Annotated in this window: 17 protein-coding genes and 1 pseudogene; 10 read left to right on the forward strand and 8 right to left on the reverse strand. The window is 71.4% G+C overall.

The window, feature by feature from the left end; translation table 11 throughout:
• Nucleotides 1-15 precede the first annotated feature (15 nt).
• Complete coding sequence (locus ACI3KX_RS15140; protein WP_404910259.1) at nucleotides 16-876, reverse strand: IclR family transcriptional regulator; 861 nt, start codon at nucleotides 874-876, stop codon at nucleotides 16-18.
• A 110-nt stretch (nucleotides 877-986) separates the two neighbouring features.
• Nucleotides 987-2,393, reverse strand: a complete 1,407-nt coding sequence (locus ACI3KX_RS15145) for an aminomethyl transferase family protein (protein WP_363355499.1) — start codon at nucleotides 2,391-2,393, stop codon at nucleotides 987-989.
• A gap of 146 nt (nucleotides 2,394-2,539) precedes the next feature.
• Here ACI3KX_RS15145 and ACI3KX_RS15150 point away from each other — a divergent pair, with 146 nt between their 5' ends.
• The 4 genes from ACI3KX_RS15150 to ACI3KX_RS15165 are packed head-to-tail and all read left to right on the forward strand — an operon-like array spanning nucleotide 2,540 to nucleotide 6,223.
• On the forward strand, nucleotides 2,540-3,295 hold the full coding sequence (locus tag ACI3KX_RS15150; protein WP_363355501.1) for a PIG-L deacetylase family protein: 756 nt from the start codon (nucleotides 2,540-2,542) through the stop codon (nucleotides 3,293-3,295).
• A 16-nt stretch (nucleotides 3,296-3,311) separates the two neighbouring features.
• Nucleotides 3,312-4,028, forward strand: coding sequence for a 4-carboxy-4-hydroxy-2-oxoadipate aldolase/oxaloacetate decarboxylase (locus tag ACI3KX_RS15155; RefSeq protein WP_404910260.1), 717 nt, complete (start codon nucleotides 3,312-3,314; stop codon nucleotides 4,026-4,028).
• Nucleotides 4,015-5,235: a 4-oxalomesaconate tautomerase gene (locus tag ACI3KX_RS15160; RefSeq protein ID WP_404910261.1), complete on the forward strand. Its 1,221-nt coding sequence runs from the start codon at nucleotides 4,015-4,017 to the stop codon at nucleotides 5,233-5,235. The genes ACI3KX_RS15155 and ACI3KX_RS15160 overlap by 14 nt, the downstream gene beginning before the upstream one ends.
• Before the next feature lie 40 nt (nucleotides 5,236-5,275).
• On the forward strand, nucleotides 5,276-6,223 hold the full coding sequence (locus ACI3KX_RS15165; RefSeq protein WP_363355507.1) for a VOC family protein: 948 nt from the start codon (nucleotides 5,276-5,278) through the stop codon (nucleotides 6,221-6,223).
• 270 nt (nucleotides 6,224-6,493) lie between these two features.
• On the opposite strand, the gene ACI3KX_RS15170 is transcribed toward ACI3KX_RS15165, so the two are convergent.
• The 3 genes from ACI3KX_RS15170 to ACI3KX_RS15180 all read right to left on the reverse strand — a co-directional run bounded on the left by ACI3KX_RS15170 (nucleotide 6,494) and on the right by ACI3KX_RS15180 (nucleotide 10,758).
• Complete coding sequence (locus tag ACI3KX_RS15170) at nucleotides 6,494-7,606, reverse strand: 5-methyltetrahydropteroyltriglutamate--homocysteine S-methyltransferase (RefSeq protein WP_404910262.1); 1,113 nt, start codon at nucleotides 7,604-7,606, stop codon at nucleotides 6,494-6,496.
• A 211-nt stretch (nucleotides 7,607-7,817) separates the two neighbouring features.
• Complete coding sequence (locus tag ACI3KX_RS15175) at nucleotides 7,818-8,729, reverse strand: serine hydrolase (protein WP_331906246.1); 912 nt, start codon at nucleotides 8,727-8,729, stop codon at nucleotides 7,818-7,820.
• A 64-nt stretch (nucleotides 8,730-8,793) separates the two neighbouring features.
• Nucleotides 8,794-10,758 (reverse strand): M13-type metalloendopeptidase, encoded by a 1,965-nt coding sequence (locus ACI3KX_RS15180; protein WP_363355511.1) that lies wholly within the window; start codon nucleotides 10,756-10,758, stop codon nucleotides 8,794-8,796.
• A 202-nt stretch (nucleotides 10,759-10,960) separates the two neighbouring features.
• Between ACI3KX_RS15180 and ACI3KX_RS15185 the strand changes: the two genes are divergently transcribed.
• From ACI3KX_RS15185 to ACI3KX_RS15195, 3 genes are all read left to right on the forward strand, one after another.
• A complete protein-coding gene (locus ACI3KX_RS15185) occupies nucleotides 10,961-12,280 on the forward strand; it encodes an MATE family efflux transporter (RefSeq protein ID WP_363355513.1) in 1,320 nt (439 codons plus the stop codon).
• A 96-nt stretch (nucleotides 12,281-12,376) separates the two neighbouring features.
• Entirely contained in the window at nucleotides 12,377-13,438 is a 1,062-nt protein-coding gene (locus tag ACI3KX_RS15190; RefSeq protein ID WP_404910263.1) for a semialdehyde dehydrogenase, read from the forward strand.
• Entirely contained in the window at nucleotides 13,435-14,658 is a 1,224-nt protein-coding gene (locus ACI3KX_RS15195) for an NAD(P)/FAD-dependent oxidoreductase (RefSeq protein ID WP_404910264.1), read from the forward strand. Before ACI3KX_RS15190 ends, ACI3KX_RS15195 begins: the two co-directional genes overlap by 4 nt.
• 10 nt (nucleotides 14,659-14,668) lie before the next feature.
• Here the strand turns inward: ACI3KX_RS15195 and ACI3KX_RS15200 are convergent, their stop codons facing one another.
• Nucleotides 14,669-15,304 carry a TrmH family RNA methyltransferase gene (locus ACI3KX_RS15200; RefSeq protein WP_404910267.1) on the reverse strand — a complete coding sequence of 212 codons (636 nt, stop codon included), beginning with the start codon at nucleotides 15,302-15,304 and terminating at the stop codon, nucleotides 14,669-14,671.
• Nucleotides 15,305-15,666: 362 nt separating this feature from the next.
• Here ACI3KX_RS15200 and ACI3KX_RS15205 point away from each other — a divergent pair, with 362 nt between their 5' ends.
• Together ACI3KX_RS15205 and ACI3KX_RS15210 are read left to right on the forward strand one after the other, a co-directional pair.
• Nucleotides 15,667-17,157, forward strand: coding sequence for an Nramp family divalent metal transporter (locus tag ACI3KX_RS15205; protein ID WP_363355521.1), 1,491 nt, complete (start codon nucleotides 15,667-15,669; stop codon nucleotides 17,155-17,157).
• A gap of 51 nt (nucleotides 17,158-17,208) precedes the next feature.
• A complete protein-coding gene (locus ACI3KX_RS15210; protein ID WP_404910265.1) occupies nucleotides 17,209-17,856 on the forward strand; it encodes a metal-dependent transcriptional regulator in 648 nt (215 codons plus the stop codon).
• A gap of 167 nt (nucleotides 17,857-18,023) precedes the next feature.
• Here ACI3KX_RS15210 and ACI3KX_RS15215 read toward each other — a convergent pair whose 3' ends face one another.
• Entirely contained in the window at nucleotides 18,024-18,965 is a 942-nt protein-coding gene (locus ACI3KX_RS15215) for an SDR family NAD(P)-dependent oxidoreductase (protein WP_404910266.1), read from the reverse strand.
• A 40-nt stretch (nucleotides 18,966-19,005) separates the two neighbouring features.
• Between ACI3KX_RS15215 and ACI3KX_RS15220 the strand changes: the two genes are divergently transcribed.
• Nucleotides 19,006-19,815 (forward strand): HAD-IIA family hydrolase, encoded by an 810-nt coding sequence (locus ACI3KX_RS15220; protein WP_363355527.1) that lies wholly within the window; start codon nucleotides 19,006-19,008, stop codon nucleotides 19,813-19,815.
• A 452-nt stretch (nucleotides 19,816-20,267) separates the two neighbouring features.
• Here ACI3KX_RS15220 and ACI3KX_RS15225 read toward each other — a convergent pair.
• Nucleotides 20,268-20,588, reverse strand: a pseudogene (locus tag ACI3KX_RS15225) (aldo/keto reductase); the annotation flags it as partial.
• Nucleotides 20,589-20,651 lie beyond the last annotated feature (63 nt).

A 20,651-nucleotide genomic window follows, 5' to 3' on the forward strand; every position in this document is an offset into this window, starting at 1 on the left:
GCCCACGAGCGCCGATCAGCCGGCGGATGCCGACGGCAGGGTGTGGGCGTCGAGCGACGAGAAGTAGTCCAGCGATCTCCGCGAGGTGCTGGCGAGCGTGCGCATGCCGTGTCCGCCTGCACCGCCCGCCGCCTCGAGCGCACGCGAGATGCCGGCCGCCGCCACGGTCAGGAGCTCGACCGCCGCCTGCGGCGAGGTGCCGTCGTTCGGCACGACGACGCCCAGCGACGCGTGCACCGGGCCGTGCGGATCGAGGATCGGCACCGCGATGCCACGCGACTCGCGATGGATGTGCCCGTCGGTGACCGCGAACCCGTCCGCGCGCACCCGGCGCAGCCGCGCCCGCAGCTCCTCACCGGTGCGGATGGTCGCCGACGTATACGCCGGCCAGCCGGCCGCGATGACGTCCGCCACGACGCCCGGCTCGGAGTGGGCGAGCAGCACCAGGCCGCTCGAGCTGACCGGCAGCGGCACGCGGCCGCCGATCACGGTGGCGTTGACGACCGCCTCCCTGGTCGAGAGGCGCTCGATGAAGAGCACGTCCCGCCCGCTCAGCACCCCGAGCTGCGTGTGCTGACGCACCCGCGAGTGCACGGCCTCGAGCCACGGCCGCGCGAGTTCCCGAAGCCCGAGAGCGCCGGGGGTCCGCGACGCGAATTCCCACAGCCGGATGCCGAGCCGGTACGAGCGGTCCGGCATCCGTTCGAGCAGGCCCTCCCGCTCGAGCTCGGCGACGAGACGGTGGGTGGTCGACACGGCGAGGCCGGTCGTCTCCACGATCTCGGTCAGCGTGAGGAACGGGCGCAGCACGTCGAACGCCTGCAGCACCCGCAGGTGCTTGTGCAAGACGGACTCACCGTCCGAGCCGCGTGCCACGTCGAACCTCCTTCGGATCGGGGGACGGATGCCGGGCCCGCCGGTCGCTCAGCCTGGTCACCGAGCCTGTCGACGCGCCCGGCACCGGCGCCGCGCACCGGCGCCGCAGGCTAGGCCGCTCCGGCGGTGCGCCAGCCGCCGTGGTACTCCTGCCGCACGGTCTCGGCGTACGGCACCGGGCTGACCACGGCGCGCACCGCGATCTGCTCGTGCGGCTCCACCGTGGTCTTGCGCGAGCCGCCGTCGGGCTCGCCCCACACCACGCGCACCTCCGCGCCGATCGGCACGTCTCTGTCGACCGTCGCCAGCGACAGGCCGCGCTTCTCGTTCGCGGTGATGCCGGTGAAGAGAGACAGCCCGACGTGACTGCCGTCCGCGTCGATCACGGCGTCGTAGTTCGACGAGCCGTAATTCGCGTTCGGCAGGTCGAAGAACTGATACCCCGGTCCCTCGCGGTCGAGCACGCTCGTGAGGATGCGGCCGAGGTCCTCGTCGTTCCACGCGAGCGTGACCTTCTTGCGCTGCGCCTCGGGATCGACCTGCTCGAGGGCCTCGCGGCCGATGAAGTCGTGGTCGAACTTCACGAACGAGCCGTAGCCGAGGTCCCACGGGTTCAGGTAGTAGTCCTCGATGTCGTCCGACACGAACGATCCGGCGAGGGCGTTGATCGCCTCGTAGCTGCTCGCCGGCAGCCACTCGCGGTAGCGCCGCTCGATGTCTCCGCCGGTGTAGATCGCGGGAAGCGGCGACGGGATCCACCCCGACTCGAGGGTGTTCGACGAGTACGCGCGAGAGCCGCACGGCTCGAGCCCGAACTCGCGCCCCGCCTCGAGCACGGCATCCCGGATCCTGCCGTGCTGCGCGTACGGCCCCCAGATCTCGAGGCCGGGGGCTCCGGCCATGCCGTGCCGGAGCGTGCGCACGTGCTCCCCGGCGATCTCGAGCTCACCCATGTGGAAGAACCGCACCTGCTCGACCTCGCGGCCCGCGAGCTTCTCGATGATCGGCCAGGCGTTCGGGCCCTGGATCTGGAAGCGATAGAACTCCCGCGTCACCGCCTCGCCGTACGGCCGCGACGGCGAGCGGTCGTCGTAGCGGGTCTCGACGTCGTAGCCGCCGGTCTCGGCGTGGAACTGCAGCCAGTTGGCGCCGGGCGCGCGGCCCACGTAGACGTACTCGTCCTCGGCGAGGTGGAACAGGATGCCGTCGCCGATCACCCCGCCGGTCGACGAGGTCGGCACGAACTGCTTCGCGGTGTTCACCGGGAAGTTCGCGAACGAGTTGATGCCGGTGTCCGACAGCAGCTTCAGCGCGTCGGGGCCGGTCATGAAGAAGTTCACCATGTGGTGCGTCTGGTCGTAGAGCACCGCCGTCTCGCGCCAGGCCTTCTGCTCGCGGCGCCAGTTCGTGAACTCCGCGGGCACGACGGGGTAGATGTAGGTGCCGAGCTGCGAGTTCCGCAGCATGTCGACCACGCTCCCCCGTTGCTCCATGAGCTCCTGCAGATTGCTCGCCATGAGTTCCTCGACTTCCTCGTCCAGTGTTCCGGGGTGACCTGAGCGCGATGCTACGTGTCCGCTATACCTACGTCCAGAGGTATTTGGTCGCCACAATTGTAGACAATTTGTTGACCATTTCGCGATGGGTGTGATTCGCTGGCCCCATGACAGACACTGCCGACACGCTCCTCGTCGTCAGCGCCCACGCCGGCGACTTCGTCTGGCGGGCAGGCGGCGCGATCGCCGCCGCGGCCCTCCGCGGCGAGCGCGCGGTGGTCGCCTGCCTGTCGTACGGCGAGCGGGGCGAGTCGGCCAGCCAGTGGCTCGACGGCAAGTCGCTGGACGAGATCAAGCGCATCCGCCGCGACGAGGCCGAGGCCGCGGCATCCGCTCTCGGAGCCGAGATCGAATTCCTCGACCTGGGCGACTACCCGCTCGTCGAGTCGCGCGAGGCCGTCGCGCGCCTGGTCGACCTGTACCGGCGGGTGCAGCCCACGGTGGTGCTGACGCACACGCTCCGCGACCCGTACAACGGCGACCACCCCGCGGCTGCGCGCATGGCGCTCGACGCCCGCGTGCTGGCGCAGGCGATCGGCGTGGCGAACTCCGACGGCAGCTACCCCTCGAAGGACGACATCATCGGTGCCCCGCCCGTCTTCTTCTTCGAGCCGCACCAGCCCGAGCAGTGCGATTTCACCCCGAACGTCCTGCTCGACATCACCGAGGCGTTCCCGCGCAAGCGCGCGGCGATGGAGTGCCTGCCCGCCCAGAAGCACATGTGGTCGTACTACACCGACCTCGCGACCCGCCGCGGCGTGCAGCTCAAGCGCAACGCCGGCCCGAACCTGGGCCTGCCCCACGACACGATGGGCGAGGCCTACATGCGGCACTTCCCGCAGGTCACCCAGGTGCTGTCATGAGCGGATGGACCTTGTCATGAGCGGTCCGGTGGTCGTCACCGACATCGCCCGTGCGGATGCCGCGACCGCCGACGCGCTCGGCGTGCACGGCGTCGCGACCGTGCACGAGGCCATGGGCCGGACCGGGCTCGTGGGTGCCGGCATCCGTCCCATCCAGGAGGGGGTCCGGATCGCCGGCACGGCCGTCACCGTGCTGTGTCACCCCGGCGACAACCTCATGATCCACGCGGCCGTCGAGCAGTGCCGCGCCGGCGATGTACTGGTGGTGACGACGACGTCGCCGTCGATCGACGGGGCGTTCGGCGAGCTGTTCGCCACCGCCCTGCACGCCCGAGGTGTACGCGGGCTCGTCACGACGACCGGTGTGCGCGACGTCGCGGAGCTGCGGGCGATGGGGTTCCCGGTGTGGTCGGCGGCCGTCTTCGCGCAGGGCACCGTCAAAGCCACGCCCGGCTCGGTCAACGTGCCGATCACCCTCGGGGCGGTCACGGTCGTCCCCGGCGACGTCGTCGTCGCCGACGACGACGGCGTGCTGCGGGTCCCGCGGCGCGGCGCGGACGCGGCGCTCGACGCGGCGGACGCGCGCCTCGCGAAGGAGGAGGCCGACCGTGAGGCGTACCGCGGCGGCCAGCTGAGCCTCGACCGCAAGGGACTTCGGCCGCTCCTGGCCGACCTCGGCGTCGAGTACCTCACGCAGGCGGACTGGGAGGCGCAGGACCGTGGACGCGGCTGAGCCGCCGGTCGCGACGGGGCGGTCGGCTGCGACGGAGCGATCGGCTGCGACGGGGCAGTCGGTCGCGACGGGGCGATCGGCTGCGACGGGGCCATCGGGTGCGACGGGGCAGTCGGTCGCGAGTGCGCCGTCGGTCGCGGCGGCGGTGCGCGACGGCATCCGCTGCATGCTCATGCGCGGCGGCACCTCGAAGGGGGCGTACTTCCTCGCCTCGGACCTGCCGAGCGACCCCGCAGCGCGCGACGACCTGCTCCTGCGGATCATGGGGTCGCCCGACCCGCGCCAGATCGACGGCATCGGGGGCGCGCACCCGCTCACCAGCAAGGTCGCGATCGTGTCGCGCTCCGCGGTGGAGGGCATCGACGTCGACTACCTGTTCCTGCAGATCGGCGTCGACGCCGCGACCGTGGGCGATGCACAGACCTGCGGCAACCTGCTCGCCGGCATCGGACCGTTCGCGGTCGAGCGCGGCCTCGTCCCCGCGACCGAGGAGCGCACGACGGTCCGCATCCGGCTGCTGAACACCGGCGACATCGCCACCGCCGGGTTCGCGACCATCGACGGGCGCCCCGAGTACGACGGCGATGCGGTCATCGACGGCGTCCCCGGCACGGCATCCGCGATCGAGCTGGAGGTCGGCGGCGGGGCCGATAAGCCGCTCCTTCCGACCGGCCGCGCCTCCGACGACATCGACGGCCACACGGTCACCCTCGTCGACAACGGGATGCCGGTGGTGCTGCTGCGCGGCGAGGAGTTCGGCGTGGACGGCTCCGAGCCGCCCGCGGCGCTGGAGGCCGACGATGCGCTCGCGGGCCGCATCGAGCGCGTGCGGCTCGGCGCCGGTCCGCTGATGGGGCTCGGCGACGTCGCCGGGCAGACGGTGCCGAAGATGATCCTGCTCTCGCCGCCCCGCGACGGCGGCGCGATCTCGACCCGCGCCTTCATCCCCGCCCGCGTGCACACGGCGATCGGCGTGCTGATGGCGGCATCCGTCGCCGCAGCGCTCAGGATCCCCGGTGCCGTCGGGCACGACATCGCCGGCCCGCTCACCGGGGAGGAGACCCCCGTCGAGCACCCCAGCGGCACCTTCCCGTCGCGCGTCGAGGTCACGCGCGACCCCGACGGCACGTGGCGGGCCACGTCGTTCTCGCTCCGCACCGCCCGAAAGCTCTTCGACGGCATGGTCTTCCCCCGGCCGCGCCGCTGATCGCACCCGAGACACCCGAACACGTCAGAGAGGACGCCCCATGACCGCCGACACCTCGTTCGACGTCGCCCACCTCGCCCACGTCGAACTGCTGACCCCGAAGCCGGCGGAGAGCCGGTGGTTCTTCGAGGAGCTCCTCGCGATGCGCGTCGTCGCCGAGGACGGCGACTCGATCTACCTGCGCACCTGGGACGAGTACCAGCTGTACACGATCAAGCTCACCGCGTCGGATGCCGCCGGCGTCGGCCGCACGTCGTTCCGCGCGTCGTCGCCGCAGGCGCTGGAGCGTCGCGTCGCCGCCATCGAGGCGACCGGGCACGGCACCGGATGGACCGAGGGCGACGTGGGCTGCGGGCCGACGTACGGGTTCACCGACCCCGACGGGCACGCGATGGCGATCTTCTACGAGGCCGAGCGCTACGTCGCCACCGACGACAGGCCGGCGCTCAAGAACCAGGCCTCACGCTTCCCCGGCCGGGGCGTGAACGCCCGCCGCCTGGACCACATCAACTACCTCGCGAAGGACGTCGAGGCGAACGGGGAGTTCCTGCGCGACGCGCTCGGCATGCGCGAGTCGGAGCGCATCCGGCTCGACAACGGGAGGTTCGCGGCGTGGTGGTTCCACTTCTCGCTGAAGTCGTACGACGTCGTGTACTCCGACGACTGGACCAAGCACGGCAACCGCCTGCACCACATCGCTTTCGCCCCCGACACCCGTGAAGACATCCTGAAGGCCGCCGACATCTTCCTCGAGAACGGCATCCACATCGAGTCGGGCCCGCACAAGCACGCCATCAACCAGACGTTCTTCCTCTACGTCTGGGAGCCCGGCGGCAACCGCATCGAGTTCGCCCAGGCCGGCGCCCGCCTGCTGCTGGACCCCGATCAGCCCGTCGTCGAGTGGTCCGAGGCCGAGCGCAAGAAGGGCCAGGCCTGGGGCATGAAGACGATCGAGACCTTCCACACCCACGGCACCCCGCTGGTCTGACGCTTCGTCTCGCTCAATGACCGGAACATCCCGGTCGTTGAGCGAGGGAGCGCCAGCGACCGAAAGCCCCGGTCGTTGAGCGAGGGAGCGCCAGCGACCGAAAGCCCCGGTCGTGAGCGAGGGAGCGCCAGCGACCGAGACGAAACGCCCCGAGCCGCTCGTCTGCGCCAGGTGCGGCGCGTTTCGTCTCGCTCGTTCCTCGCTCGCTCAACGACCGGAACATCCCGGTCGGCCACGTACGGAAGCGCCGGCGACCGAGACGAAGCGCGGTCAGCGCCAGACGTCGGCGGCGATGTCGACGACCTCGCGCACCTTGGCCCACTGCTCGTCCTCGGTGAGGACGTTGCCCTCCTCGGTCGAGGCGAAGCCGCACTGCGGGCTCAGCGCCAGCTGCTCGAGCGGGGCGAACGCGGATGCCTCGTCGATGCGCTTCTTGACGGCATCCACGTCCTCCAGCTCGCCGCTCTTGGACGTGATGAGGCCGAGTACGACCGTCTTGTCGCCCTCGGGCAGGAAGCGCAGCGGCTCGAAGCCGCCCGCGCGCTCGCTGTCGTACTCGAGGAAGTAGCCGTCGTACGCGGTGTTGCCCAGCAGCTGCTCGGCGACCGGCTCGTACCCGCCCGACGAGATCCAGGTGGAGCGGAAGTTGCCGCGGCAGACGTGCGTCGTGACGACGAGGTCGTCGGGCTTGCCGTCGAGGATGCGGTTGAGGATGCCGGCGTACCGCTCGGCGATGCCGTCGGTGTGGATGCCGCGCTCGCGGGCCTTCTCGAGCTCGACGTCGGAGCACAGGTACGCCCAGGCGGTGTCGTCGAACTGGAGGTAGCGCGCGCCCGCGTCGTAGAACGCGGCGACGGCGTCGCGGTAGGCCTGGACGAGGTCGTCGACGATGTCGTCGCGGCCGTCGTAACCCGAACCGGCGAGATGCCCCGGCTCGAGGCGGAAGTCGAGCACGGTCGGCGCCGGGATGCTGAACTTCGGCACCGCGCCGGTGGTGCGCTCGAGCAGGCTCTTGAGCGAGCGGAAGTGGTCGAGGAACGGGTGGGTGTCGCTGAACCCGATCTTGCCGGTGACCTCGATGCCCCGCGGCTTCGTCTGCACACCCTGGAACTGGATGCCGTGATCGAGCTCGACGATCTCGACGCCGTCGAGCAGGCCGAAGAAGTCGAAGTGCCACCACGAGCGGCGGAACTCGCCGTCGGTCGCGAGTTTCAGGCCGGCGTCGGCCTCGCGCACGACGAGCTCGGCGATCGCGGTCTCCTCCGCGATGCGCAGCGCGTCGGCGTCGATCTGACCGGAGGCGAAGCGGCGGCGGGCCTCCGCGAGTTCGGCGGGACGGAGGAAGCTGCCGACGATGTCGGCGCGGAACGGCGGTGTTGACACCCTTGCGATGGTACGGGATGCCTCCGGACGTAGGGAAACCCCGCGTCACGGAAGGACGCCCGCGGCCAGGCCGCTCCCGATGACGTCCGGCCGCGAGACCCCAGCGGACGGACGAGACCGTGGGAGAACCCCGCGGTCTCGTCCCGCCACTGTGGTCTCACGGTGCGACGCCGCGCCCCGGCGCGACGCCGGTCGTCAGAGGACGCCCGCGTCAGAACACGTACTCCATGAGATCGGTGCCGAGCACGCGGAACGCCTCGTGCGCCCGCAGGCGATGCGAGATCGACAGGTCGTCGAAGCACACGATCAGCGCGTACGACACGCCGGCGCGGGGGCCGGCCAGCACCCCCGCTTCGACGCGGACGCCGGCATCCCGGCCGGTCTTGTTGATGAAGAGGAGACCGTGCTCGTCGTTCTCGTGCGAGAACGGGTCGAGGCCGGTCGCCGATGCCACGAGGGAGAGGTCGTGGTTGAGGCTCAGCCACTCGGCCACTTGCGCGCTCACGCTCGGCGAGACGACCTGCGAATTGACGAGGGCCGCGAAGACCTCGGCGAGCTCGCGGGCCGAGCCCAGTGCGAAGTGCGGGGCGTCGTCGGGGCCGCGCTCGTCGCGGAAGCGGTCGAGGAGCGCGGAGCGCGACAGCCCCAGGTCTTCGATGCGGGCGCGCACCGCCGGCAGGCCGACCCGCCGCAGCAGCGCGTTGGCGGCCATGGCGTCACCGGTCGACGCAGTGAGCACCGCGAGGTCGGACAGCGGCAGAGCGGGGGCCTTCAGGTGCTGCCACACTCCCCCGACGCCGACCGGCTCGAGCTGCGCGCGGTCGATGATCTCGAGCGGCTCGAGCCGCCCGGACTCGAACGCCGCGGCCACCTCGATGAGCAGCGGCACCACGCCGAGCCCCGCCACCGGCAGGGTGACGAAGTCATCGCCCGAGAGCACGGATGTGCCGCGGTCGAGATCGGTGATCCGCACCGAGATCTTGGCGCCCGATGCGGCGAGATCGTCGAGCGCCTTCAGCGTCGACGTGAACGAACGACGTCCGGCAGCCGCCCTCTTCGGCAGCCGCCGGCCGGTGCTCCGTCGCGCCCCCCGCAGCGACTCGGCGTCCCTTCTGGGCTCGATGCCCACGGAGTTTCCCTCCCGTTGATGTTGTTGCGGGGCGAACGGGCCGCACGCGGCCCGGCCATCACCAGATGGTGACGCGCTGGTCCTGGTCGAGCCAGAGGCCATCCGACGGCGTCACTCCGAATGCATCGTAGAACGCGTCGACGTTGCGGACGATCTGATTGCACCGGAACTCGTTGGGCGAGTGCGGGTCGATCGTCAGCAGGCGGATGGTCTCGGCATCCCGCCCCTTCTGCTGCCAGATCTGTCCCCAGCTGAGCAGCAGTCGCTGGATGCCGGTGAAACCGTCCAGCTCCGGCGCGTCGGCATCGCCCAGCGACAGGGCGTAGGCCCTGATCGCGATGCCGAGACCGCCGAGGTCTCCGATGTTCTCGCCGATCGTGAGCGCGCCGTTGACGGTGTTCTCGGGCGCGAGGCCCTGCGGCACGAGGGCGTCGAACTGGGCGATGAGGTTCTTGGTGCGCTCCTCGAACGCCGCGCGGTCGTCATCGGTCCACCAGTCCCGCAGCGACCCGTCGCCGTCGAAGCGGCTGCCCTGGTCGTCGAAGCCGTGGCCGATCTCGTGGCCGATGACCGCGCCGATGCCGCCGTAGTTGGCCGCGGCGTCGCGCTCGGCGTCGAAGAAGGGGTACTGGAGGATCGCCGCCGGGAACACGATCTCGTTCATCAGCGGGTTGTAGTACGCGTTGACGGTCTGCGGCGTCATGAACCACTCGTCGCGGTCGATCGGCTGGCCGACCTTGGCGAGCTGGCGGTCGTGCTCCCATACGTGGGCGCGGCGGACGTTGCCGACGAGGTCCTCGGCGTCGATCTCGAGCGCCGAGTAGTCCTTCCACTTCACGGGGTACCCGATCTTCGGGGTGAAGGCGTCGAGCTTGGCGAGCGCGCGCTCGCGGGTCTCGGGCGTCATCCACTCGAGCTCGGAGATCGACTGGCGGTAGGCCTCGATGAGGTTGGCCACCAGCTCGTCCATCGCGACCTTCGAGGCCGGCGGGAAGTGGCGCTCGACGTAGACACGGCCGATCGCCTCGCCCATCGCGGCCTCGGTGAGGCTGACGCCGCGCTTCCACCGCTCGCGGTTGACCGGCACGCCGGTGAGCTGCGTGCCGTAGAAGCCGAAGTTCTCGGCGACGAACTCGTCCGACAGGAACGGCGCCGCCGAGTGCACGACGGTGAACCGCAGCCATGCCTTCCAGTCGTCGAGGCGTTCCTCGACGAGCAGGGCGCCGAGGCCCTCGAAGAAGCTCGGCTGATACACGTTGATCTCGGCGAACGCATCGGCGTGGTCGGCGGCCGCGCCCTCGCGCCACGGCGTCAGGTCGACGCCGACGAGCGCCTGCACCTCGTCCCACGTCTTGAGGTTGTAGGTCTTGACCGCGTCGCGGCTCGCGACGTTGTCCCAGTGGTGCGTGGCGATCTCGGTCTCGATCGCGACGATGCGATCGGCGGATGCCTCGGCCTCGGCCACGCCGGCGAGCTCCAGGATCCGCTGCACGTGCGCGCGGAAGGCGATGCGGGTCTCCTGGAAGTTGTCGAGGCGGTAGTAGCTCTCGTCCGGCAGCGAGAGGCCGCCCTGGATGAAGAACGGCACGTAGCGCTCGGGGTTGCCCGGGTCGGGCTCGATGTAGAGATGGATGAGCGCCGCGATGCCTTCGCGCTCGAACTCGCCGATCGTGCGGAGGAAGCCGGGGATGTCGGCGACCGCGTCGACACGCGCCAGCACGTCGGCGAGGGGTGCCGCACCCTGCGCCTCGATGCGCTCGGTGTCCATGAAGCTCGTGTAGAGGTCGCCGATCTTGCGCGCCTCGGTGCCGGGCTCGGCCTGCTGCGACTCCTCGACGATCGCGTGCACGTCCTTCTCGGCCTGCTCCGCGATGAGGTGGAACGAGCCCCACCTCGCCTTGTCCTCGGGGATCTCGGTCCGATCGAGCCACGAGCCGTTGACGTGGCGGAACAGGTCGTCCTGAGGGCGGATCTCGGCGCTGAGTTCCTCGAGCGCGAGACCGGAGCGGGGGGCATCGGTCATGCGTTCCAGGGTAACCGCCCCCAGGTGTGCGAATCCTCGGCGAGGCATCGATCTGAGGCTGTGACCGCATTGTGATGATGACGGATGCCGAGGGCCGGCGTCGGAGTGCGTGGCCGGCGTCGGAGCGTGCGGCCGGCGTCGGAGCGTGCGGCCGGCGTCGGAGCGTGCGGCCGGCGTCGGCGGCGCCTCCTAGGCTCGGAGGGTGACGACCGACACCCTGAATCGCGACATCCTGCGGCTCGCGGTGCCGGCGCTCGGCGCCCTGATCGCCGAGCCGCTGTTCCTGATCGTCGACTCCGCCCTCGTCGGGCACCTCGGTGTCGAGCCGCTCGCGGGGCTCGGCATCGCCTCCGCGGTGCTGCAGACCATCGTCGGTCTGATGGTCTTCCTCGCCTACTCGACGACGCCGGCCGTCGCCCGCCGCTTCGGCGCGGGCGACCCGTCTCGCGCCGTGTCGGTCGGTATCGACGGCATGTGGCTCGCCCTCGGCATCGGCGCCGTGCTGGCGCTCGTCGGCTATGCGGCCACGCCTGCGCTCGTCGGGCTCTTCGGCGCGACGCCCGAGGTCGCCCAGCAGGCCGAGATCTACCTGGGCATCTCGATGTGGGGCCTGCCCGCCATGCTGGTCGTCTTCGCCGCGACCGGGCTCCTGCGCGGCATGCAGGACACGGTGACGCCGCTGTGGATCGCGGGGCTCGGCTTCGGCGCCAACGCCGTCCTCAACTGGGCGTTCATCTACGGCTTCGGGTGGGGCATCGCGGGCTCCGCCGTCGGCACCGTCCTCGCGCAGTGGGGCATGGTCGCCGCGTACGCGGTCGTCGTGGGGCGGCTCGCGCGCCGGCACGAGGCATCCATCCGCCCGCAGCGCGAGGGGGTGCGCGGCTCGGCGCGGTCGGGCGGCTGGCTGTTCCTGCGCACGGTGTCGCTGCGGGTCGCACTGCTCGCGACGGTGGCGGTCGCGACGGGTCTCGGCACGGTCGAGCTCGCGGGCTGGCAGGTCGCGTTCACCATCTTCTCCACCGCGGCGTTCGCGCTCGACGCGCTCGCGATCGCCGCTCAGGCGCTCATCGGCAAGGGACTCGGCGCCGAGGAGACCGGGCTCGTCCGCCGTGTGCTCGGCCGCACGGTGGCGTGGGGCGCCTGGTTCGGCGTGATCACCGGAGCGCTGATCGGCGCACTGTCGGGCGTCATCGGGCTGCTGTTCACCGGCGACCCCGGCATCGCCGCGCTGGTGCAGCCGGCGCTCATCGTGCTCGCCGTCGCCCAGCCCGTCTGCGGCGTGGTGTTCGTGCTCGACGGCGTGCTCATCGGCGCCGGCGACGCGAAGTACCTCGCCCTCGTCGGGGTGCTCAACCTGGTGCCGTTCGTCCCCGCGCTGGTGCTCGTGGCGGTGCTGCATCCGGTCGGTGCGGCGGGGCTCGCCTGGCTCGCGCTGTCGTTCTTCGGCGTCTACATGCTCGCGCGCCTGATCACCCTCGGCTGGCGCGTGCGCGGATCCGCCTGGCTGACCGCGGGCGCCTGACACCGGCACCCTTCCTCCGGACGGACGGTATCAGCGCCGCCGCTGACGGCTCATTGCTCGCATGGCGCGCACGCGGCGACGCCAGGAGGAGCAGACATGTCCGAGACCGGCGCATTCGCGTTCACCGTCCACCCCCGCGCACGTCTGCGCGAGGATCTCGCGCGCGCCTGGCGGCCGCTCGGGCTCGTGCCCGAGCGCGTCTACGACACGGCCCTGCGCCGCCTGCCGCTCCCGCCGGTCACCATGGCGGGCGTGCAGATCGGCGGGGAGCGCGTCGGCCACGTCGTGCTGGTCCCGTTCGGCGCCCGTCACCTGCTGTCGGACATCGAGGAGGGGCGGCGCCGCGTGAGTCGTGCGGTGGACCGCGCCGCGGCTCTCGGCGCCGACGTCGTCGGCCTCGGGGCGCTCACCGCGACGGTCACCGGCGGCGGCCTCACGCTGCGCGAGCGCACCGACATCGCCGTGACGAACGGGAACGCCTTCACGGCGGCGATCGTGGAGGATCAGATCCGGATGCTGCTGCCTCACGTCTCCTCACGGACGACGCGGCCGCACGTGGCCATCGTCGGCGCGACCGGCAGCGTCGGCACCGCGGTCACGAAGCTGCTCGCCCGCGACAGCGCCGGCGCCCGGCTGACGCTCATCGCGCGCACGGAGGGGCGGCTCAAGGCGCTCGCCGCCGCGATCGCCGACGACGTGGACGTCGACGTCGCCCAGACGATCGACGCGGTCCGCGATGCCGACCTCGTCGTGCTGCTCACCGCATCCGCCGACACGCTCCTGGGTCCGGAGCACCTGGCATCGGGTGCGGTGGTGCTCGACGCCACGCAGCCGCGCAACACGTCGCCCGCTCTCGCGTCGGCCCGGCCCGATGTGCTCGTCGTCGACGGCGGCATCGTCTCGATCCCGAGCCTCCGCCTCACCGGCGGCGAGATCGGCCTGCCGGACGGCCGCTCGTACGCCTGCTTCGCCGAGACGGCGATCCTCGCGCTCTCCGGCCACTCCGGCCATTTCTCGCTGGGCAATCCGACACTCGAGCAGGTCGACGCCGTCCGCGAGCGGGCCTGCGGCCTGGCTCGCCTCGGATTCCACGCCGCCGAGCCGACGAGCTTCGGCAGACCCGTCGCACTCGAGTCGCACTCGGCGGTGATCGCATGACCCGTGTGGTGCTCCTCGGCGGCGGCTACGTGACGCTGCACGCCTATGCGACGCTCGTGCGGCGCCGTGCGCGCGACGTCCGCCGCGGCGACCTCGAGATCGTCGTGATCTCGGCCGATCACGCGCACCGGTTCCACGGCTTCACGGGTGAGCTCGTCGCCGGGATGATCGACTCCGACCGCGTCGCCACTCCCCTCGCGGAGGCGATGCCGCTGGCCCGCATCATCGGCGGCCGGGCCCTGAGCATCGACACCGTCCACCAGTCGGTGTCATACCGGCGCGGCGAGAACCCGGTCGAGGCGCTGACCTACGATCACCTCGTGGTGGGCACCGGAGCGAAGGAACCGGCGTCGGAGGTCGCCGGGCTCGAGCAGTACGGCCGCACGCTGCGGGGCCCAGACGAGATCGCCGCACTCGCCGACCATCTCGGGACGGTTCCGGGATCGCCCGTCGTCGTGGCCGGGGGCGGGATCGCGGGCGCCGAACTTGCTGCGGCCATCGCCGACCGCGGGCATCCGGTCACCCTCGTGCACTCGGGCAGCCGGATCCTCGGCGAGTGGTCCGATCAGCCGGGGCTGGTGGCGCGTGCAGAGAAGGAGCTCGACCGCCTGGGCGTGCGGGTGATGCCGGGCGTGCGTCTCACCGAGGTGACGCCGACGACCGCGGTGCTGTCCGACGGCACGACCCTCACCACGGCGACCGTCGTCGCGGCGACCGGGCAGCGTCCCGTGTACCTCCCGGGGCTCGACCCGTGGCGCGACGAGCGCGGACGACTGCGGACGGGACGCACGCTCGCCGTCAGGTACGGCGTGTGGGCCGCCGGCGACGGTGCACGCGTGGAGCACCCCAGGAACCGGGAACCCGTGCCGGCCAACGCGCTGTGGGCCATCAAGGGCGGCGACCACATCGGCCACGCGATCGCACGGCGACTGAGCGGAAAGACGCCCCGGGCCTTCACGTATCGAGGGCTGGGCCGCGCGGCCTCGTTCGGCTACGGCCGGGGCATCTCGGAGCTGTACGGCGTGCCGTTCACCGGTGCGCTCGCGTGGCTGCTGCGGCTGGTGTTCTTCCTGCGCTTCATGCCCTCGCGGGCTCGCGCGGCCGGGGTCGTGTCCGACCTCGCACGCTTCGCCGTCACCCCGCGCCGCGGACGCGTGCACGCCGTTCAGGTCGGGACACGGTCGGCCTCACGCCCCACCGTGAGCACCGAGGCGGCGTGAGTGCCGCGGGTCACGCCCAGCGTCGGCACCACTCGTACATGACGACGGCCGCGGCGGCGCTCGCGTTCATCGAGCGTGTCGAGCCGTACTGCTGGATCTGCACGGTGGCGGATGCCGCGGCCAGCGCCTCGGGCGAGAGCCCCGGGCCCTCCTGACCGAACAGCAGCACGCACGCCTCCGGCAGGTCGGCGGCCGGGAGCGGCCTCGACCCCTCGACGTTGTCGATCGCGATCACCGGCAAGGATGCGGCATCCGCCCACTGCACGAACGCCTCGACCGTCTCGTGGTGACGCACGTGCTGGTAGCGGTCGGTGACCATCGCACCCCGGCGGTTCCACCGGCGCTTGCCGATGATGTGCACCTCGGCGGCCAGGAATGCGTTGGCGCTGCGCACGATCGAGCCGATGTTCATGTCGTGCTGCCAGTTCTCGATCGCGACGTGGAACGCATGGCGGCGTGTGTCGAGGTCGGCGACGATGGCGTCCATCGTCCAGTAGCGGTAGGCGTCGACGACGTTGCGCGCGTCGCCGTGCGCCAGCAGCTCGAGGTCGTACCGCGGGTCGTCCGGCCAGGCGTCGGGCCCGCCCGGCCAAGGGCCGACGCCCACCGGGAGCGTCGGTTCTGCCGGCTCGGCGGTGGGTTCCAGACCGGATCCCGGGCCGGGCTCGGGCGCGGAGTCGGGCGCGGTCGCGTCGGGCGGGGTCACCGGCCCAGGCTATCCGCGCCCGCCCCGCCGCGGCTTGATCCGGTCGTTGAGCGAGCGAGGAACGTGGCCGTTGAGCGAGCTTGCGAGTCGAAACGCAGAGACGAAACACCCCCGGCCCTTCTCGCAAGCCCGAGGCGTTTCGTCTGGTCGCTGACGCTCCCTCGCTCAACGACCGGAATCAAGCCGATCACCGCGTCTCGTCTAGTCGCTGACGCTCCCTCGCTCAACGACGGAACTGTCTTTTCGGTGCACCGAAAAACGGCTATGGTTTCGGTGTGCCGAAAACTGCTGACGCTGTCAGGATGCCGCCCGCCACCACCAGCCGCCGCTCGCTGCCCCGCCTGGCGTGGCTGATCGGTCCTGCGCTCGTGGCCGGCGTCGCGTATCTCGACCCCGGCAACGTGGCCAGCAACATGACGGCCGGCGCCCGCTACGGCTACCTGCTGGTCTGGGTGGTCGTGCTCGGCAACGTCATGGCCTGGCTCATCCAGTACCTCTCCGCCAAGCTCGGCATCGTCACGGGCAAGAGCCTGCCCGAGACCCTCGGCGGCCGCATCCGCTCGAAGTGGGGTCGCCGCGCCTACTGGCTGCAGGCCGAGCTGGTCGCGATGGCGACCGACATCGCCGAGGTGATCGGCGGCGCGGTCGCACTGAACCTGCTGTTCGGCATCCCGCTCCTGTGGGGCGGCGTGATCACCGGCACCGTGTCGATCGCGCTGCTACTGATCCAGTCCCGCCGCGGCCCGCGGCCGTTCGAGTTCGTGATCATCGGGCTGCTCGCCATCATCGCGATCGGCTTCTCGTTCGGCGTCTTCGTCGCGCCGCCCGACGGCGCCAGCGTCGTGGCCGGTCTCGTGCCGCGCTTCGAGGGCACCGACTCCGTGCTGCTGGCCGCCTCGATCCTCGGCGCGACGATCATGCCGCACGCCATCTACGCGCACAGCGCGCTGGCACGCGACCGCTTCGCGCCCCGCGTCGCCTCCGCTCCGGCTCCGGCCACGCCCGCGCAGACGCCCACGCCGGGCAACCTCCCGGGTTTGGGGCGCACGGCGTCTGCTTGGGGCGCACGGCGTGCGCCCCAAACGGACGGCGCGCGCCCCAAACCCGACACCGATACCAACACCGACACCGAACCCGACACCGACATCGCCACGGGTCCTGCGGCTCCGCCCGCCTACGGGGCTGCGCTCAGCGACCGGTCCGCACCCGACGCGACGCTGGCCGAGCTGCGCGGCATCCCGACCCGGCGCCTGCTGCGCGCGACGAAGTGGGACGTCTCCATCGCGATGCTCATCGCCGGCACCGTGAACCTCTGCATCCTGCTGCTCGCCGCGGCGAACCTGGCCGGCGTGCCGGGCACCGACTCGCTCGAGGGCGCGTACGCGGCGCTCTACGCAGGGCTCGGTCCGCTGGTGGCGACGCTGTTCGCCGTCGGACTGCTGGCGAGCGGGCTGGCGAGCACATCGGTCGGCGCCTACGCCGGCGCCGAGATCATGCATGGCCTGCTGCACATCCGCGTGCCGCTCCTGGCCCGCCGCCTCGTGACGCTCATCCCGGCGCTCGTGATCCTCGCCATCGGCTTCGACCCGACGGTGGCGCTGGTGCTGAGCCAGGTCGTGCTGTCTTTCGGCATCCCGTTCGCGCTGGTGCCGCTGGTGGCGCTGACCGCGAACCGCGAGATCCTCGGCGGGTTTCGCAACCGGGTGTGGACGACGATCGCCGGCATCGCGGCATCCGTGTTCCTCATCGCACTCAACGGCGTGCTGCTCTTCCTCGTCCTGTCGGGGGCGTGAGCCTCGACCTCGCGCCTGAAGCAGCGCGAGGGAGCCGGGTACCCTGAAGCCGTGGCCTCTCCTGCCGTCGACGACTACCTCAAGACGATCTACCACCACACCGAGTGGCAGGACGACCGCATCACGCCGTCCCAGCTGGCCGCCGAACTGGGACTCGCGCCGTCGAGCGTCACCGAGATGGTGCAGAAGCTCGCCGCGCAGGGGCTCGTCACCCACCGCCCGTACGGTCCCATCGCCCTGTCGGACGACGGCGAGCGCCGCGCGGCCGCCATCATCCGCCGGCACCGGCTCATCGAGACGTGGCTCGTGCGGGAGTTCGGCTACGCCTGGGACGAGGTGCACGACGAGGCCGAGGTGCTGGAGCACGCCATCAGCGACCGGCTGCTCGAGGGCATCGACGAGCGCCTCGGACGGCCCCGCTTCGACCCCCACGGCGATGCGATCCCGGATGCCGCGGGCCACGTCCACCGTGAACCCTTCGTCGTGCTCGGCGGGGCGTCAGCCGGTCACACCGGTCGGGTGCTCCGCGTCAGCGACCGCGACCCGGAGCTGCTGCGGGCCGTCGAGTCGGCCGGCGTCGCGGTCGGCGCGACGGTGACGGTGACGTCCGCCGTAGCCCTGCGGATCGGTGAGGTCGACGTGACTCTCCCCCGCGCCGCCGCCGACGCCGTGTGGCTCAGCGTCGACCCCGAGGCCTGAGCGCTCGCGCGGCCCCGCCAGCAGCGCTGTTGCGCGGCATCCGGAGTCCGGGGTCGCTCGTGTCCCGAAATCCGCCCCTCGTGTCCCGAAATCCGCCCCTGCTGTCCCGATACCCGCCGCACGTGGTGGCTGGGCCAAGTGATGGTGGGACGTGCGGGTTGTGACGGTCAGCGCGCCGCGACCTCGAAGGGCCAGTGCACGCCGGTGGCCGTCTCGGCCACGTCCCAGAGGCGTGCGCCCACCACGGGGTCACGCGTGATCTTGGCGGCCTTCTGCCGGCGCGGCTCGCCGCGCGAGCCGGTGCGCGGTCCCCAGAACTCCCCGCCCTCGATCTCGGGGTCGGTGAGCGCCCGCACGAGCGACCAGGCGCCGCGCTCCTTGGACTGCGCGATGGCAGCCTGCAGGTTGTCGCGGAACCGCTTGGCGCGCGAGGGTTCGTTGACCCCGACGATGCCGGGAGTCCGGCCGCCGGTCGAGTAGCCCGGGTGGGCGACGACACTCGCCACGGGAACGCCCGCTGCGCGCAGGCGCCGGTCGGCCTCGAAGCCCAGCGCGGCCGTGGCGACCTTCGACTGGACGTACGCGCGCCACGCGGTATAGCCGTCGGCCAGCTGCGGGTCGACCGGGTCGTAGGGCGTGAGCGACGTCGACATGCTGCCAAGCCACACCATCCGGCCAGAGGCGTCCGCCAGCGCGGTCAGCAGCTCGCCGGCGAGCGCGTAGTGGCCGAGGGCGTTCGTCGCGAAAACGACCTCGTTGCCATCGATCGTGGTCTCGCGGGTCTTCGGCGGGTGCACGATGCCGGCATTCAGCAGGACGCCGTCCAGGGCTCCCTTGCCGCGCACGCTCGCGGCCGCCGAGCGCACCGATGCGAGGTTGCTGGTGTCGAGGATGAGCGGCTCGGTCGCATCGGTCGCGGCATCCGGAACCCGTCGGCGGATCGCCGCGCGCGCGGCCGACAGCCGGTTCGGATGGCGCGCCGACATGAGCACCTGTGCGCCCGCGCGCACCAGCTGCTCCGACGCGAAGTAGCCGAGGCCGGCGTTGGATCCGGTCACGAGGTACACGCGTCCGGAGAGGTCGGGAAGGCTCCGGGGGTCCCACGTCACGGCTTCGACCCTACGCCCGCGCGCCACTTAGTCTGGACGCATGCGCACGCGGTCCGACATCGAATGCTGGCTCACCGACATGGACGGCGTGCTGGTGCATGAGAACACCCCCGTTCCCGGGGCCTCCGCACTGCTGCAGCAGTGGCGCGACCAGGGCGTGCCCTTCCTCGTGCTGACCAACAACTCCATCTTCACGCCGCGGGATCTGTCGGCGCGGCTGCGCGCCTCGGGGCTCATAGTTCCGGAGGAGTCGATCTGGACCTCCGCGCTCGCGACCGCCGACTTCCTGCGCTCGCAGATGCCCGGCGGCACGGCGTTCGTCATCGGCGAGGCGGGCCTGACCACAGCCCTTCACGAGGCCGGCTTCATCATGACCGAGACGAACCCCGACTACGTCGTCGTCGGCGAGACCCGCAACTACTCGTTCGAGGCGATCACCAAGGCGATCCGCTTCCTCGGCGCCGGCGCCCGCTTCATCGCGACCAATCCCGACGCGACCGGCCCGTCCACCGAGGGCGTCCTGCCTGCGACCGGCGCCATCTCGGCCCTCATCACGAAGGCGACCGGCATGGAGCCGTACGTCGTCGGCAAGCCGAACCCCATGATGTTCCGCTCCGCGCTCAACCGCATCGGCGCCCACTCCGAGAACACCGGCATGATCGGCGACCGCATGGACACCGACGTCGTCGCCGGCATCGAGGCAGGCCTGCACACCGTGCTGGTGCTCACCGGCATCAGCGACGCGGCCGAGATCGCGCGCTACCCGTTCCGCCCCGATGAGGTGCTCGACTCGGTCGCCGACCTCCTCGACGCCGAGCCCGTCGAGTCCGAGGACCCCGAGCTGCTCTGACGCGCCGAGCTGTAGCCCTGCGCTGCTGCAGCCCCCACTTCTGCCGGGGCGCCGGCCGCGGCATCCGTCGGTCGCAGGTGAGGTGCCGCGCGTCCTCAGATGAGGAAACGTGCCGAAATGCGGAGCGAACGGCCTGTTGAGCGCCTCATCTCGGCTCACGTCCTCAGTTGAGGAGCGGATGCCTCGGCCATTCCGCGTCCTCAGTCGAGGTCCGCGTCCTCAGTCGAGGTCCGCGTCCTCAGGTGAGGTCCGCGTCCTCAGTCGAGGTCCGCGTCCTCAGGTGAGGAAGCGTGCCTAGATGAGGGGGGAAAACGCGCGGTTCCGCCCTCATCTCGGCTCACGTCCTCAGCTGAAGAACGGGATGCCGCAGCCAATCCGCAGTCTCAGCTGAGGAACGGATGCCGCAGCCAATCCGCAGCCTCAGCTGAGGAACGGGATGCCGCAGCCCTCCTCTACGCCAGCTCGAGACCCGCGCGCAGTTCCGCGTCCAGCACGAGGTCCGCCCCGTCCAGGCGCGTGCGCACCTCGGGGTCGAGCACCAGGTCTGCCGCGGCGAGCGCCTCTTCGAGCTGGGCGACGCTCGAGATGCCGACCACCGGGATCACCGGCACCGGCCCCCCGAGCAGCCACGCGAGCGCGACCTGGTTGGGGGTCGCGCCGATCTCGGCGGCGACGTCGTGCAGCACGCGTACGCGCTCGCGGTTCGACGCGTGGCGCATCGGCGCCCACAGCGGCTTGTCGTCGCGCGTGAACGCACCCTGGTGCAGCGGCGAGTACGCGGTGACGGTGAGCGGCGGGCGGCTGTCGACGCCCGCCGCTCACCGTCACCGCGTACT

The sequence above is a fragment of the Microbacterium sp. ZW CA_36 genome (assembly GCF_044987475.1).
In the GTDB taxonomy this organism is placed as follows: Bacteria; Actinomycetota; Actinomycetes; order Actinomycetales; family Microbacteriaceae; genus Microbacterium.